The 15,143-nt window shown below is 62.6% G+C and carries 14 protein-coding genes and 1 other RNA gene; 5 read left to right on the forward strand and 10 right to left on the reverse strand.

What is annotated here, in order from left to right; genetic code table 11:
- Positions 1-30: 30 nt before the first annotated feature.
- From infB to rimP, 4 genes are all read right to left on the reverse strand, one after another.
- Positions 31-2,727: a translation initiation factor IF-2 gene (gene infB / locus ACQZ5H_RS25345; protein WP_449099291.1), complete on the reverse strand. Its 2,697-nt coding sequence runs from the start codon at positions 2,725-2,727 to the stop codon at positions 31-33.
- Positions 2,728-2,825: 98 nt separating this feature from the next.
- Positions 2,826-3,512, reverse strand: coding sequence for an RNA-binding protein (locus ACQZ5H_RS25350; RefSeq protein ID WP_210341259.1), 687 nt, complete (start codon positions 3,510-3,512; stop codon positions 2,826-2,828).
- Positions 3,512-5,116: a transcription termination factor NusA gene (gene nusA / locus ACQZ5H_RS25355; protein ID WP_112714210.1), complete on the reverse strand. Its 1,605-nt coding sequence runs from the start codon at positions 5,114-5,116 to the stop codon at positions 3,512-3,514. Before nusA ends, ACQZ5H_RS25350 begins: the two co-directional genes overlap by 1 nt.
- 60 nt (positions 5,117-5,176) lie before the next feature.
- A complete protein-coding gene (rimP, locus tag ACQZ5H_RS25360) occupies positions 5,177-5,782 on the reverse strand; it encodes a ribosome maturation factor RimP (RefSeq protein ID WP_112714212.1) in 606 nt (201 codons plus the stop codon).
- A gap of 251 nt (positions 5,783-6,033) precedes the next feature.
- On the opposite strand from rimP, the gene ACQZ5H_RS25365 reads away from it, so the two are divergent.
- A complete protein-coding gene (locus ACQZ5H_RS25365) occupies positions 6,034-7,665 on the forward strand; it encodes an MFS transporter (protein WP_413710690.1) in 1,632 nt (543 codons plus the stop codon).
- Positions 7,666-7,676: 11 nt separating this feature from the next.
- Complete coding sequence (locus tag ACQZ5H_RS25370; protein WP_130279392.1) at positions 7,677-8,126, forward strand: GNAT family N-acetyltransferase; 450 nt, start codon at positions 7,677-7,679, stop codon at positions 8,124-8,126.
- A 3-nt stretch (positions 8,127-8,129) separates the two neighbouring features.
- On the opposite strand, the gene ACQZ5H_RS25375 is transcribed toward ACQZ5H_RS25370, so the two are convergent.
- Together ACQZ5H_RS25375 and recR are read right to left on the reverse strand one after the other, a co-directional pair.
- Positions 8,130-9,389, reverse strand: coding sequence for a lytic murein transglycosylase (locus ACQZ5H_RS25375; protein ID WP_449099292.1), 1,260 nt, complete (start codon positions 9,387-9,389; stop codon positions 8,130-8,132).
- 6 nt (positions 9,390-9,395) lie between these two features.
- Positions 9,396-10,001 (reverse strand): recombination mediator RecR, encoded by a 606-nt coding sequence (gene recR / locus ACQZ5H_RS25380; protein ID WP_449099293.1) that lies wholly within the window; start codon positions 9,999-10,001, stop codon positions 9,396-9,398.
- Between the two features lie 57 nt (positions 10,002-10,058).
- Between recR and ACQZ5H_RS25385 the strand changes: the two genes are divergently transcribed.
- A complete protein-coding gene (locus tag ACQZ5H_RS25385; RefSeq protein WP_203429842.1) occupies positions 10,059-10,688 on the forward strand; it encodes an MOSC domain-containing protein in 630 nt (209 codons plus the stop codon).
- Here ACQZ5H_RS25385 and ACQZ5H_RS25390 read toward each other — a convergent pair.
- From ACQZ5H_RS25390 to ffs, 4 genes are all read right to left on the reverse strand, one after another.
- Entirely contained in the window at positions 10,678-11,289 is a 612-nt protein-coding gene (locus ACQZ5H_RS25390) for a LysE family translocator (protein ID WP_449099325.1), read from the reverse strand. The genes ACQZ5H_RS25385 and ACQZ5H_RS25390 overlap by 11 nt on opposite strands.
- A 37-nt stretch (positions 11,290-11,326) precedes the next feature.
- Positions 11,327-11,650, reverse strand: a complete 324-nt coding sequence (locus tag ACQZ5H_RS25395) for a YbaB/EbfC family nucleoid-associated protein (RefSeq protein WP_449099294.1) — start codon at positions 11,648-11,650, stop codon at positions 11,327-11,329.
- A 22-nt stretch (positions 11,651-11,672) separates the two neighbouring features.
- Positions 11,673-13,541 (reverse strand): DNA polymerase III subunit gamma/tau, encoded by a 1,869-nt coding sequence (locus ACQZ5H_RS25400; protein WP_130279396.1) that lies wholly within the window; start codon positions 13,539-13,541, stop codon positions 11,673-11,675.
- Positions 13,542-13,587: 46 nt separating this feature from the next.
- Positions 13,588-13,684: signal recognition particle sRNA small type (ffs, locus tag ACQZ5H_RS25405), an RNA gene on the reverse strand.
- Positions 13,685-13,773: 89 nt separating this feature from the next.
- Here ffs and ACQZ5H_RS25410 point away from each other — a divergent pair.
- On the forward strand, positions 13,774-14,184 hold the full coding sequence (locus ACQZ5H_RS25410) for an HIT domain-containing protein (protein WP_199629872.1): 411 nt from the start codon (positions 13,774-13,776) through the stop codon (positions 14,182-14,184).
- Positions 14,181-15,140, forward strand: coding sequence for an NAD(+) diphosphatase (gene nudC / locus ACQZ5H_RS25415; protein WP_449099295.1), 960 nt, complete (start codon positions 14,181-14,183; stop codon positions 15,138-15,140). Before ACQZ5H_RS25410 ends, nudC begins: the two co-directional genes overlap by 4 nt.
- Positions 15,141-15,143: the final 3 nt, after the last annotated feature.

A 15,143-nucleotide genomic window follows, 5' to 3' on the forward strand; every position in this document is an offset into this window, starting at 1 on the left:
GGCGCCCGTCCATGATACAGGTCCGCGCGATCAGAGCGAGCGGGTGATATGCTCGACGCGGAAGCACTCGATAACATCGCCGGCGCGGATGTCTTCGTAGTTCTCGAAGGCCATACCGCATTCCTGACCGACCGGAACTTCCGATACTTCGTCCTTGAAGCGCTTGAGCGTCTTGAGCTTGCCTTCGTGGATTACAACGTTGTCGCGGATGAGGCGTACGCCTGCACCACGCTCGACCTTGCCTTCCGTGACGCGGCACCCCGCGACCTTGCCGGTCTTGGTGATGTTGAACACCTCGAGGATTTCGGCATTGCCGAGGAAGGTCTCGCGACGTTCCGGCGACAGCAGGCCCGACATCGCCGCCTTCACGTCATCCACCAGATCGTAGATGATGTTGTAGTAGCGGATCTCGATGCCGCCACGCTCGGCAGCGGTACGTGCCTGTGCATTGGCACGAACGTTGAAGCCGATGATCGCCGCATCGGAGGACTCGGCAAGCGAGATATCCGACTCGGTGATGGCGCCGGCGCCCGAATGAACGATGCGGGCACGCACTTCGTCGGTACCGAGCTTGTCCAGGGCGCCGATGATGGCCTCGATAGAACCCTGCACGTCACCCTTGATGACCAGCGGGAATTCCTTGTAGCCGGTGTTCTGCAGCTTGCTCATCATCTGTTCGAGCGAACCGCGCTGGCCGGACTGGCGGGCAGCGGCCTTGTCGCGCGCCAGACGCTGGCGGTACTCGGAGATTTCGCGAGCACGGGCTTCGTTTTCGACGACGGCAAACTTGTCGCCTGCAGCCGGCGTGCCGGAAAGACCGAGAACTTCGACCGGAGTCGCCGGACCGGCTTCCTTGACGTGGTCGCCCTTATCGGTGACGAGCGCGCGAACGCGGCCCCACTGATCGCCGGCAACGATGATCTGGCCCGGCTTCAGCGTGCCCTTCTGGACGAGAACGGTCGCAACCGCACCGCGGCCACGGTCGAGCTGAGCTTCGATGACGGTGCCTTCGGCGGTACGGGTCGGGTCGGCCTTGAGGTCGAGGATTTCGGCCTGCAGCAGGACGGCTTCGAGCAGCTTGTCGAGGTTCGTCTTGTTCTTGGCCGAGACTTCGACGTCGAGCACTTCACCGCCGAGCGATTCCACGAAGACTTCGTGCTGCAGAAGCTGCTGACGGACGCGGTCCGGCTTGGCTTCGTGCTTGTCGATCTTGTTGATCGCCACGATGATCGGAACACCAGCCGCCTTGGCGTGGTTGATGGACTCGATCGTCTGCGGCATCACGCTGTCGTCGGCTGCGACCACCAGGATCGCGATATCCGTCGCCTGCGCACCGCGGGCACGCATGGCCGTAAACGCGGCGTGGCCGGGGGTGTCGATGAAGGTGATTTTCTGGCCGTTCTGTTCGACCTGATAGGCACCGATATGCTGGGTGATACCACCGGCTTCGCCGGAGACGACGTTTGCCTGACGGATGGCGTCGAGCAGCGAGGTCTTGCCGTGGTCGACGTGACCCATGATGGTGACGACCGGCGGACGCGAAACCATTTCACCGGCATCGTCGGCCTTGTCGAAGATACCTTCTTCGACGTCGGATTCCGAGACGCGCTTGACGGTGTGGCCGAATTCGCTGGCGATGAGTTCTGCGAGGTCGGCGTCGATGACGTCGCCCGGCTTCATCATCTGGCCTTCCTTCATCAGGTACTTGATGACGTCGACGGCGCGTTCAGACATGCGCTGCGACAGTTCCTGAATGGTGATGGTTTCAGGCAGGATGACTTCGCGAATGACCTTTTCGCGGGTTTCCTGCATCTGGCTGCGGCGGAACTTTTCCTGACGGCGGCGGGTAGCTGCCATCGAGCGGCCGCGCGCACCTTCGTCGTCAACGCCGGCAGTGCCGATCGTCAGCTTGCCGCGACGGCGGTCTTCCTCGCCCTTCGGACGGGTGGTGACGGGCTTTGCCGGTTCCGGGCGGACAACACGGCCGCGTGCCGGAGCACCGCGCGCAGCGCCGCCGCGATCATCTTCCTCGCCTTCGCGGCGGCCACGGGCGGCGGCCGGAGCAGCTGCAGATCCGGGACGCGCAGCGCCAGGTGCCGGTGCGGCATCGGGGCGGCGGGCAGCAGGTGCCGACGGCTGAGCCGCACGGGCCTGAACAGGCTCTGCAGCCGGAGCCGGTGCCGGGGCTTCAACGACCGGAGGTGCCGGCGGACGGGCAGCTTCTTCAGCCGCGCGGCGCGCAGCTTCTTCAGCTTCAGCGGCCTGCCGGGCGGCTTCTTCGACAGCGCGGCGCTTCTCTTCCTCGACACGGCGAGCCGCGTCTTCAGCTTCGCGAACCTGCGCCATGGCAAGAGCGCGACGGCGCGCATCCATTTCTTCCGGCGACAGATGGTTCAGCACCACCGGACGCGGACGGTCCTGCTGGCGAGGAGCCTGCTGCGAAGAGCTGGGCTGTTGGATACGTGGTGCCGGTGCCTGCGGCTGCGGACGAGCCTGAACAGGAGCGGGCGCAGGCTCGGCTGCGCGCGGCGCTGCCGGAGCAGGTGCGACCGGGCGTTCATCTTCAGGGCGCATCGGGCGCCGCTTGCGGGTCTCGACGACGACCGCTTTGGTGCGACCGCGACCCATATCCTGGCGCACGGTGCCCTGGCTTATCCCCGACGGTTTCAGGGTCAGCGTCTTTTTGCCCGTTGCACCAAGTGTCTTGTCGTCATTGCTATCGGTCATTCGATCCCGTTCCTTCGGACAGGGATCGATGACGTCATCAGACCCTGTCAATCACATAAGTCGATCAATGATGGGCCGGCAGATGCCGGTCGCCCGTATCATTGTTTTTGCCGGCCAGCGCTGCCCGGCGCTCGCGACTGACCGCCATTGCGGTACTGCTCGAGCATCTTTGCGCGCTTCACTACACCCTCACCTGCCTGCCCTGCAAGCACTGCGGCATGGATAAAAGCATTCTGGCCCATCACCCCTTCCATTTCGCTCTCCGAGAAGAGACGGAAGGAAGGTATTTCTTCCTCGGTTTCCATTCCGAGGTGCCAGGCCTTGCGAGCCTGGTCTATCTTTCGCACGCCATCATCGGCCGCTCCGGTCGAATGGAAGACCGCGATCGCCGCGCCAGCGCGGATCGCAGCATCCACTTTCGAGGCGCCGGTGATGAACTGACCGGCCTTGCGGGCCATATTCATCATCTGCATCAGCTGCTGTGCCAGCAGCCGGTCGACGGTTTCGCCGAGATCATCGGCAGCCTTCACGTCGGCCTTCAAAGCGCGGGCGAAGGTCTTCTTCGCCACCGCCTTGTCGACCAGCGAACGGTCGATCTTCACCCAGCATCCCCGGCCCGGAAGCTGACGCTTCAGGTCCGGAATGATGGAGCCATCGGGAGCGGCCACGAAGCGGATCAGCTCATCCGGCGATCCGCTTTCGCGCGTCACGATGCACATGCGGCCGTTCACGTCGTAACCTGCAAGATCATCATCCTCAGGAGAAGTGTCCGGCTGCGCGGTCATTATGCGTCCTGCTCGGCAGCATCGGCCTCAACGGCTTCGGCTTCCTTCGCAAGGTCTTCCTCGGTGATCCAGCCAGCCAGCAGGCGGGCCTGAACGACCATCTGTTCAGCTTCGACGCGCGAAACATCGAACTTCGAGAAGAGACCCTCGAACTTCTTGGTTTCGCCGTTTTTGCGCTCGGTCCAGCCGACGAGATCGTCTGCTGCGCAACCGGCGAAGTCCTCGACCGTCTTGATGCCGTCTTCGCCGAGAGCGACCATCATCTGGGCGGTGATGCCGTTGATCTGGCGCAGCTCGTCGGTAACGCCGAGCGCCTTGCGCTTCTCGTCCATCTCGGCTTCGAGCTTTTCGAGATATTCGCGGGCGCGGGTCTGAATTTCCTGCGCGGTGTCTTCGTCGAAACCGTCGATCGAGGCGATTTCGTCGAGATCCACATAGGCCAGCTCTTCAACGGCTGCGAAGCCTTCGGAAGCCAGGACCTGACCGACCATTTCGTCAACGTCGAGAGCATCCATGAACAGGTTGGTGCGCTCGTTGAATTCCTTCTGACGGCGCTCCGACTCTTCGGCTTCCGTCATGATGTCGATGTCCCAGCCAGTCAGCTGCGAGGCCAGACGAACGTTCTGACCGCGGCGGCCGATGGCGAGCGACAGCTGCTCGTCGGGAACGACGACTTCGATGCGCTCTGCATCTTCGTCGAGAACGACCTTGGCGACTTCAGCCGGCTGCAGGGCGTTGACCACGAAGGTCGCCGGGTCCTGCGACCACGGAATGATGTCGATCTTTTCGCCCTGGAGTTCGCCGACGACGGCCTGAACGCGCGAACCGCGCATACCGACGCAGGCGCCGACCGGATCGATCGAGCTATCGTTCGAGATAACGGCGATCTTGGCGCGCGAACCCGGATCACGGGCAACCGAGCGAACTTGGATGATGCCGTCGTAGATTTCCGGAACTTCCATGGTGAAGAGCTTCACCATGAACTGCGGATGCGTGCGCGACAGGAAGATCTGCGGGCCGCGCTGTTCGCGACGGACGTCATATACGTATGCGCGGACGCGATCGCCATAGCGGACGTTTTCGCGCGGGATCATTTCGTCGCGACGGATAATGCCTTCGCCACGGCCGAGGTCGACGATGACGTTGCCGTATTCGACGCGCTTGACGGTACCGTTGACGATTTCGCCGACGCGGTCCTTGAACTCGTCGAACTGGCGGTCACGCTCGGCTTCGCGAACCTTCTGGACGATGACCTGCTTCGCAGACTGGGCAGCGATACGGCCGAAATCCATCGGCGGCAGCGGATCGGCGATGAAATCGCCAAGAGCTGCATCGGGGTTGCGGTCACGGGCGAGTTCCAGCGGGATCTGCGTGGAATAGTCTTCAGCCTTCTCGACGACTTCGAGCAGACGTTGCAGACGGATTTCGCCGGTCTTCGGGTTGATGTCGGCGCGGATGTTCGATTCCGAACCGTAACGGGAGCGAGCCGCCTTCTGGATCGCGTCGGCCATTGCGGCCAGCACGATTTCGCGGTCGATGACTTTTTCGCGCGCCACTGCATCTGCGATCTGCAGAAGCTCGAGCCGGTTCGCACTGACTGCCATTGTTTTATCTCTCCGTCTTGGCCTTCCGGGTTCCCGTCCCTGGAGCCTGTAGTTGATCGGTTATTCTTGGTCTTCCGCGTCGTTCTGGTTCGCGGCTTCCGCCTTCGCAGCCTTATCGGCGCGAAGGGCGTCGCGGATCAGATCGTCGGTCAGGATAAGCTTGGCGTCGGAAAGGGCCGTGAAGGGGATTTCCACCTTCTGCTCTTCGCCATAAGCAACCTGGTCACGCTCGAGCGTGAAGCCATCTGCATTCGATTCCAGAATCTTGCCGCGGAACCGCTTGCGGTTGCCGATCATGATCGACGTTTCGCACTTCACAAGATGTCCCTGCCAGCGGACGAAATCCGACTTGCGCACCAGAGGGCGGTCGATACCGGCAGACGACACTTCGAGATGATACTCCCGATCGATCGGATCTTCCACATCGAGGACCGGCGAAACGGCCGTGGAGACCTCTTCGCAATCCTCGACGGTCATGGTGCCATCGTTCTTCTCTGCCATGATCTGCAGCGTCGCGCCGTTCTGGTTCAGCATGCGGACGCGGATCAGGCGGAAGCCCATGCCGACAAGCACAGGCTCGATGATGTCGGCAAGGCGCTGGTCAAGCCCGGTCTCTGTAATCAGCCGCGGCTCAAGTTCGTTTTCTACGTTTGTCTGGTCCGACAAGCGGTGCGCTCCTCGCAAATTTCAAAGCATTTTGCATGATCGAGCTAATAAAAAAGAGCGGGTCCTTGCGGCCCACTCTTCATCGTACGATCAAGAATTTGAGTGGCATATAGGCCCGTTTTTCCGAAAATGCAAGCTCTGGCGCCAAATGCGCCCCGGATGCAAATCCCTGCCTAGCCTCGGCCTCGCATCGTCATATATTGGGCAGGACGAGAACAAGACAAGCCGGAGCAAATCCGGACGGAGGGGACGTGCCGTCGAATTCTTCCACGCTGGGGCCGCTGAAGCATGAAACCTATCGCAGAATCTGGTTTGCGAGCCTTGCGTCGAATTTCGGCGGACTGATCCAGGCCGTCGGCGCCGCCTGGATGATGACGACGATCACCGCCTCCGAGGACATGGTGGCGCTGGTGCAGACATCGACGGCGCTGCCGATCATGCTGTTCTCGCTGGTCTCGGGCGCGCTCGCCGACAATTTCGACCGACGCCGCGTGATGCTGACGGCGCAATGTCTGATGCTCGCCGTTTCGGCCGTGCTGACAGCCTGCGCGCTGATCGGCTGGATCACGCCCTGGCTTCTGCTGATCTTCACCTTCCTGATCGGCTGCGGCACGGCGCTCAACAATCCCTCCTGGCAGGCTTCGGTCGGCGACATGGTGCCGCGCGAGGATCTGCCGAATGCTGTGACGCTGAACAGCATGGGCTTCAACATGACCCGCAGCGTCGGCCCGGCGATCGGCGGCGTGATCGTTGCGGCCGCTGGTGCGGCGGCGGCCTTTGCGGTCAATACGGTGAGCTATCTGGCGCTGATCTATGCGCTGAAGCGCTGGAAGCCCGCCCTGCCCGCCTCGACGCTGCCGCGCGAGAGCCTCGGCAGCGCAATCTTCGCCGGCCTCCGCTATATCTCGATGTCGCCAAACCTCGAGAAAGTGCTCGTCCGCGGCTTCATCTTCGGCGTCGGCGCGAGCTCCATTCTGGCGTTGCTGCCCATCGTTGCAATCAATCTCGTCTCCGGCGGTCCGCTCACCTACGGCTTCATGCTCGGTTCTTTCGGCATCGGCGCCATTGGTGGTGGCGCGCTGAACGCGCGGCTGCGCGATGCGCTGAGCAGCGAAACGATCATCCGCTATGCCTTCGCGGGCTTTGCTCTCAGCATGGCGATCACCGCCGCCAGCCCTTTCGCCATCCTCACCTGCGCCGGCCTGCTGATCTCGGGCGGCTGCTGGGTTTTGGCGCTGTCGCTTTTCAACACGATCGTGCAGCTCTCGACGCCGCGCTGGGTCGTCGGCCGGGCGCTCTCGCTCTACCAGACCGTGACCTTCGGCGGCATTGCCGGCGGCAGCTGGCTCTGGGGTATAGCGGCCGACGAATTCGGCGTTTCCAATGCGCTCTATGGCTCGGCGGCGGTCATGCTCGTCGGCATCGTCATCGGCTTGCGCTTCTCTATGCCGGCCTTTGCGTCGCTCAATCTCGATCCGCTCAACCGCTTCATCGAGCCGGCGCTCGGCCTCGACATCACGCCACGCAGCGGCCCGATCGTCATCCAGATCGACTATATCATCGGCGACGAGGATCTCCCTGAATTCCTGAAGCTGATGGGCGAGAGGCGGCGGATCCGCATTCGCGATGGCGCGCGGGCCTGGGCGCTGATGCGCGATCTCGAAAATCCCGGCATCTGGACGGAGAGCTATCATACGCCGACATGGGTCGAATACATCCGCCACAATCAGCGCCGCACCCAGGCCGATGCCGAGAATACCGATCGGCTGCGGGCGCTGCATCGGGGCACGGAATTGCCGCATGTCCACCGTATGATCGAGCGCCAGGCGATACCGCCGTCCGACGACGTGTTCCACAAGCCGCCGATCGACATTCATCACTAGGTGCCCGTGCGATGTTCAGACGAGCCAGGGAAAGCGATCTCCCCGCCATCATTGCGATGCTGGCCGACGATGCGCTCGGGATGAGCCGGGAGACGGTTTCCGACCCTATCGACGAGCGCTATACCTCAGCCTTCGCCGCCATCGACTCAGACCGGAACCAGCTGCTTGCCGTCGCGGTCGACGATCGCGACAATCCGGTCGGCTGCCTGCAGCTGACCTTCATTCCCGGGCTTTCGCGGACCGGCATGTGGCGCGGGCAGATCGAGAGTGTACGCATCGCCTCGGCAGAACGCGGCAGCGGGCTCGGCACGCGCTTCATCGAATGGGCAATCGAGGCCTGCCGCGAGCGCGGGTGCAAGCTGGTGCAGCTCACCAGCGACAAGTCGAGATCGGATTCCATCCGCTTCTATGAGAAGCTCGGATTCACGGCGAGCCATGAGGGCATGAAGCTCAGTCTCTGACGACTATTTCAGCTTTCCGATCATCGACGCCTCGGGATAGCAGGTCGGCTTCTCACCGTTCTTTACCTGCCACTGGCCAATCGAACGGCGTGTCTTGTAGCCCGGCAGCCCGTCGGAGCCGCCGACATCATAGCCCTGGCGCTCCAGCGCCTTCTGCATCGCCGCCACATCCGAGCGCAGCATCTTCCCGACATCGCCCCAGGCGCCCTGGAAAGAGCCGGAGCCATAGGCGATGCGATCGGCGAGATTGCCGATATAGAGCGCGTAGAGGTCGGAGTTGTTGTATTCCTTGATGACGTAGAAGTTCGGCGTGACGATGAATTCCGGGCCGTCGCGGCCGGCCGGCACCAGCATCATGCCATCCGCCTTCAGTTCCGAAGACGGGAAACCCTTGCCAGTGATACGGTCTATTCCGAGCGAGGCCCATTGCGACAGCGGCTTGGCGAGATCAGGACCTTCCTGGGCGCAGGAGACGGAGGCGGGGATCGTCACCTCGAAGCCCCAGTCGCGGTCGCGCTGCCAGCCCTTCTTGACCAGATAGTTGGCTATCGATGCCAACGTATCCGGCACCGAGGTCCAGATATTGCGGTGGCCGTCGCCATCGAAATCGACGGCGTATTTCAGATAGCTCGTCGGCATGAACTGCGGCTGGCCGAGTGCGCCGGCCCAGGAGCCCTTGAAGTCGGCAGGGGTCACATCACCGCCGTCGATGATGTGGAGTGCCGCGATCAGCTCGGTGCGGAACATCTCCTTGCGGGTCGACATGAAGGCCTTGGTCGCCAGAACCTGGATCGCGGAGTTGGGGATTTTGGCGGCGCCGAACCCGGTCTCACGGCCCCAGATAGCTAGGACGATCGAGCCCGGCACGCCATAGGTCTTCTCGATCCGCTTGAGGGTGGGGGCGTATTGCGAGGCGAAGCCGCGGCCGGTCATGGCGAGCTTCTTCAACCGATCCTCGTTGAAATAGGGTGCGGGAGAGGAGAACTCTGCCTGCGTCTGCTTGCGCTCCTTCGGTGGCGGGAAGCCGGGCGGGGCGAGATCGGGAAGATCCCAGTTGAGCTCGATACCCGAAAAGGCCGCCTGAAAGGTCTTGGCCGAGATGCCATTTTTCTCGGCTTCCGGCCGCAGGTCGTTCTGCACCCATTTCTCGAACTGCGCTTCGACGGCGGCCTTGGATGGCGCGGCTTGCGCTGGAAGATGAAACGACACAGCGAGTGCGGCGGTCAGGATCGAAAGACGCGCAAGGATCTTCAATTCGGACATTCCCCCTCAGATGGCCGTTCGTGCACGAAGTGCCGCCGCCAGCGTTCCCTCATCGAGATAATCAAGCTCGCCGCCGACGGGCACCCCATGGGCGAGACGGGTGATCTTCACATCGAGCCCGGAAAGCTGGTCGGTTATATAGTGCGCTGTGGTCTGCCCTTCGACGGTGGCGTTGACGGCGATGATCAGCTCGCGGATGCCGCCCTCGCCGACCCGATCGATCAGGCCGCGGATGTTGAGATCATCGGGCCCGACGCCATCGAGCGGCGACAGCGTGCCGCCGAGAACATGGTAGGCGGCGTTCATGGCGCCGGCGCGCTCCAGCGCCCAGAGGTCGGACACGTCCTCGACGACGATGATCACCGACTGATCGCGGTGGTCATCGGTGCAGACGGTGCAGGGATCGACGGTATCGACATTGCCGCAACGCGAGCAGACCTTCACCTTGTCATAGGCATCGCCCATGGCATGGGAGAGAGGACCGAGAAGCTGGTCCTTCTTCTTGATCAGATGCAGCGCGGCGCGGCGCGCCGAGCGCGGCCCGAGACCCGGCACCTTCGCCAGAAGCTGGATGAGTTTTTCGATTTCGGGGCCGGTGACTCGCTTTGCCATGCGCCGTTCTTAGCCCATATGTCGTCAAAACGGAATCGCGGAAGGAATGCCGCCGCCATGAAAATAAAAGCGGTCTGCACCGGAAGCCCAGAGCGGCTGCCCGGCAAGAAATACAAGACCGGCATCTTCAAGCATGCGGTCGGCGGCAGCGTGATGATCGATGCCGAAGGACTGCTGGGCGACGCGATCTGCAACCGCACCTATCACGGTGGCGTCGATCAGGCCGTCTATATCGAGGGATCGCTAACGCTCGACTGGTGGAGCGACGAGCTCGACAGGGAGATTGCGCCCGGCACCTTCGGGGAGAACCTCGTCATCGACGGGCTCGACAATCGCGACGTTTCGGTCGGCGACAGGTTTATCGCAGGCGATCTTGTTCTGGAGGCCACCTCGGCCCGCATCCCCTGCGCGACCTTCGCCGCCAGGATGGACGATCCGCGCTTCGTCAAGCGCTACACCAAAGCTGGACGGCCGGGCATTTATTGCCGCGTGCTTGCCAATGGGATCGTAGAAGCCGGGATGGCTGTCGAATACCAACCCTTCGCTGGCGCGAAGGTGACGATGCCCGAAATGATGGAAACGTTCGGCCGAAAGCTCTCGGGCGAGGACCGCGAGCGCTATCTGGCAGCGCCCATCCATTACAAGCTGCGGGCACAGCTGGAGGCGCAGCCGTCAATCAGCGGGTAGCGATCGCCATCGCGGCACCGGCCATGGTGGCGGCGCTAGCGCGGTTGGCGATCATCACTGCTCGGCGGCTCTTCAGGAAGCTGCGGGCCTTTGCAGCGAGGAACATCCAGGTGAAATCGACGATTGCCAGAACGACGAAAAGCGTCACCACCAGCTCGGCCCAGCCGCCGAAGGAGACGGCGCGGATGTCGATGATCGATGGCAGCAGCGCGATGTAGAACATCATGATCTTCGGATTGCCGAGCGCGATCGCCAGGCCTGTCAGGAACATGCGGCCGCGCGAGCGCGCCTGCGGCAGCTCCTCTTCCTCGACGTCAGGCTTGGCGAACCACATCTTCCAGGCGAGGTAGAGGAGATAGAGAATGCCGAGCCACTTGATGACGACGAAGGCGTGGTAGAAGGTTTCGGCGATCGCCGATAGGCCGGCGATGGCGCAGGTCAGCCAGATGGCATCCCCCGCCCACATGCCGAACAGGAAGGGCAGCACATCGCGCGCGCCCTTCGAGATGACGCGGGCGACGAGGGCCGCAACGCTTGGGCCAGGCGTACCGGCAGCGATGAAAAGAGCGCCGGCAAAAACCAGCAGCGTCGTCAGCGTCAGCATGTCAGTTCTCCTCCCGGCAATAAGATTTCAGCGATCAGAACGGCATTTTGAAGCCGGGCGGGATCGGCAGGCCAGCGGTCAGCGCCTTGGTCTTTTCCGCAGCGACGGCTTCGGCCTTGTCCTTGGCGTCCTTGTGGGCGGCAACGATCAGGTCTTCGAGGATTTCAACATCGTCTTCCTTGAAGAGCGACGGATCGATCTTCAGGCTCTGCATCTCGCCCTTGCCGTTCAGGATGACGGTCACGAGGCCGCCGCCTGCCTTGCCTTCGGCCTTGAGCTCGGCGATCTCCGCCTGCATCTGCTCCATCTTGGCCTGCATTTCCTTGACTTTGCCCATCATTCCCATGAGGTCGCGCATCGTCTTGTCCTTCTCTGAAAGTCTAGAATTCTATGTCATCGCCCGGGAGGATGTCACCCTCGGCGGATTCGGCAGCGGCGGGCGGGGCGATATCGCCCTCTTCCTCCGGCTCCGGCGCCCTGACGCGGACGTCGATGATCTTGGCACCGGGGAACTGGGCGAGGATTGCGGCGACATCCGGATCCTGGCGGGCATCGATGACCTGCTGTTCTTTGGCCCGAGCCTCGGCCTCCACCATGGTCGGCTGACCGGGCTCGCGGCTCAGGCTGACGATCCAGTGGATGCCGGTCCATTCCTTGAGCTTGACGGCAAGCTCGTTGAGCAGCGTCGATGGCGCGCCCTCGGTCAGGTTTACATCAAGGTGGCCGGGCTCGATCTTGACGGGACGAACGAAGGTCCGCACAAGCGCCTTGACCTTGGCGTCGCGCTTTTCACCGGCCAGATTGACGATATCGGCAATCGAATTGACCGCGACCAGAGGCTTCGGTGCCTCGGCGGGCCGGCTTTCGATGCGCCCGGCCTGCATCGGCTGGGGATTGGGATTGGGCACGGCGCGCAGCATCGCGGTCGGGCCGCCATTCGGCTGCGGGCGCGGCGTGGTTTCGGGCGCACGCGCCAGAGCCGCCGACTGATAGGAGACGTGCGCGCCGCCGCCATTGCCCGACGGAACCGGGCGACCAGAACCGCCACCATTGTCTGAGAATTCCGCAAGCCTGCGGGCGGCATCTTCCGGTGCGGGAAGATGTGCGGCATGGGCAAGACGGATCAGCACCATTTCGGCAGCACCTGCTGTGCGCGAAGAACCTTCCGTCTCCGGAATGCCCTTCAGCAGCATCTGCCACATGCGCGAAAGCGTCGTCACCGCCACGCCCTGTGCGAATTCGGAAGCCTTGGTGCGCTCGATCTCGCTCAGCGACGGATCATTGGCGGCATCGGGCACATATTTCAGGCGCGTCACGAGATGGGTGAAATCGGCAAGATCGGTGAGCACGACGACAGGGTTGGCGCCTGCCTCATACTGCGCCTGGAATTCGTTGAGCGCCGAGGCGACATCGCCCTTCACCACATGCTGGAAGAGATCGACGATACGGGCGCGATCGGCAAGACCCAGCATGCCACGCACGGCTTCCGCCTGCACCGCGCCGCCGCCATGGGCAATCGCCTGGTCGAGCAGCGAGAGGCCGTCACGCGCCGAACCTTCGGCGGCACGGGCGATCATGGCGAGCGCATCCGGCTCAGCCTCGATGCCTTCCTTGGCGGCGATCGTCGTGAACAGGCCAACGAGATCCGAGGCGCTGATGCGGCGCAGATCGAAGCGCTGGCAGCGCGACAGGACAGTGATCGGAACCTTGCGGATTTCGGTCGTCGCGAAGATGAACTTCACATGCTCGGGCGGTTCCTCGAGCGTCTTCAACAGCCCGTTGAAGGCTGCCGTCGAGAGCATGTGCACTTCGTCGATGATATAGACCTTGTAGCGCGCCGAGACCGGACGGTAGCGCACCTGCTCGATGATTTCTCTGATGTCATCGATGCCGGTATGCGAGGCGGCGTCCATTTCGATGACATCGACATGGCGGCCTTCCATGATCGCCTGGCAATGTTCGCCGGGGACGCGCAGGTCGATCGTCGGCTTGTCGATGTCAGGGGTCTTGTAGTTCAGCGCACGCGCCAGAATGCGCGCCGTCGTGGTCTTGCCCACGCCGCGAACGCCGGTCAGCATGTAAGCCTGCGCGATGCGCCCGGTCTCGAAAGCGTTGGTCAGCGTGCGGACCATCGGCTCCTGGCCGACCATCAGGTCCGTGAAGTCCTTGGGGCGGTATTTGCGTGCCAGCACCCGGTAACCGGTGCCCGTCGAGGCGGCATCTTGTGATTGTCGCTCGGTGTCGCTCATCGCCCTGCTTGTCGCCCGGCAATGCGGGCAAAGAATGGAGAGAAGGGTGGGAGGCTGGCACGATGACCCGTGCCGGGCTCGTTAGGGCTGCTTCCTTCCGGACCTGACCCGGTTGGCGAGTGGCTCGTCCACCACCAACCTCCCGGAGCCACATATCGGCAATATCATCATCAAAAGCAAGCCAAGCTCAAAAAAAACTGCTAATCATTGGAAAACAATGGAGGAAAGCACTTTGGCGGATTTCGCGCTCGACCCCCGGCTCGAAAATGACAGCACCAGTATCATGCTCACAGGCCTCTGCGATCTCCGATTGTCGAAGGATGCGCGCTGGCCGTGGCTGATCCTCATTCCCCGCCGTGCGGAGATTACCGAGATCTTCGAGCTGACGCCGCTCGACCAGGTGATGCTGACCTTCGAGACCGACATGGTGGCAAGCGCGCTGAAGACGGTGACCGGCGCCACAAAAATCAATGTCGGGGCCCTTGGCAATGTCGTGCGCCAGCTTCATGTTCATGTCGTTGCCCGCTTCGAAGGTGATGCCAACTGGCCGGGACCCATCTGGGGGTTCGGCAAGGCCGAGCCTTACGAGGACGAGAAGCGAGCGCAGTTCATAACGACATTGCGGGAAGCCCTTTCATCATGAATTCTTCAATTTTCGATACGGACATTCCGCATCCGGAGCCGAGCAACCTCACCGCCTTTGCGGCAAACGACCTGAACCGCGATTCCGAACATCGCGACGAGAAATCGGTCGAGACGGCGCTCGCCAAGGATGGCACGCATATCTTCGCCTTCGCCAAGGACAAGCTGGTCCTCAAGCATGACGGCCAGGTGCTCGATCCGCTCTTTGCGCGCTATGAACTGCAGGAGCTGCAGCCGCATTGGGACGAGACGATTCTTCTCGGCTATCGCAAATCCGGTGAACCCCGGCTTGCCGTCCCCGTCGGCGTGCCGGAAGAAGAGCTTGCCAGCCACTACAAGCCGGCAGACGGGCGGACGCTCTATCGCGACCAGCTTCTCGACGACGTGCTGCTTGGCGAATTCGCCCAGGCAGCGAGCCTGATCCGCTGGAACAGCGACAACAAGTTCTGCGGCCGCTGCGGCGGCGGCATGGAGCTGAAGGTCGGTGGCTACAAGCGGATCTGCAATGCCTGCGAGCACATGATTTTCCCGCGCACAGATCCTGTCGTCATCATGCTGACGATCGACGAGAAGCGCGATCTCTGCCTGCTCGGACGCGGGCCGCATTTTGCGCCGGGCATGTACTCCTGCCTTGCCGGTTTCGTGGAGCCTGGCGAAACAATCGAGAACGCTGTGCGCCGCGAGACGCTGGAAGAGTCCGGGATCAAGACCGGTCGCGTGCGTTATCACGCCTCGCAGCCCTGGCCGATGCCGCATACGCTGATGATCGGCTGTTATGCCGAGGCGAAGTCGAGCGAGATCAATCGCGACGAGGCCGAGCTCGAAGACTGCCGGTGGTTTACCCGCGAAGAGACGATCGAGATGCTGGAGCGCCCCGGCGCCAACGGCCAGGCCTCGCCGCCGAAAGGCGCCATCGCCCACCGCCTGATGCGCGACTGGGTGGAGTGGAAGCGATAGGTC

The sequence above is a fragment of the Rhizobium sp. 21-4511-3d genome (assembly GCF_053522545.1).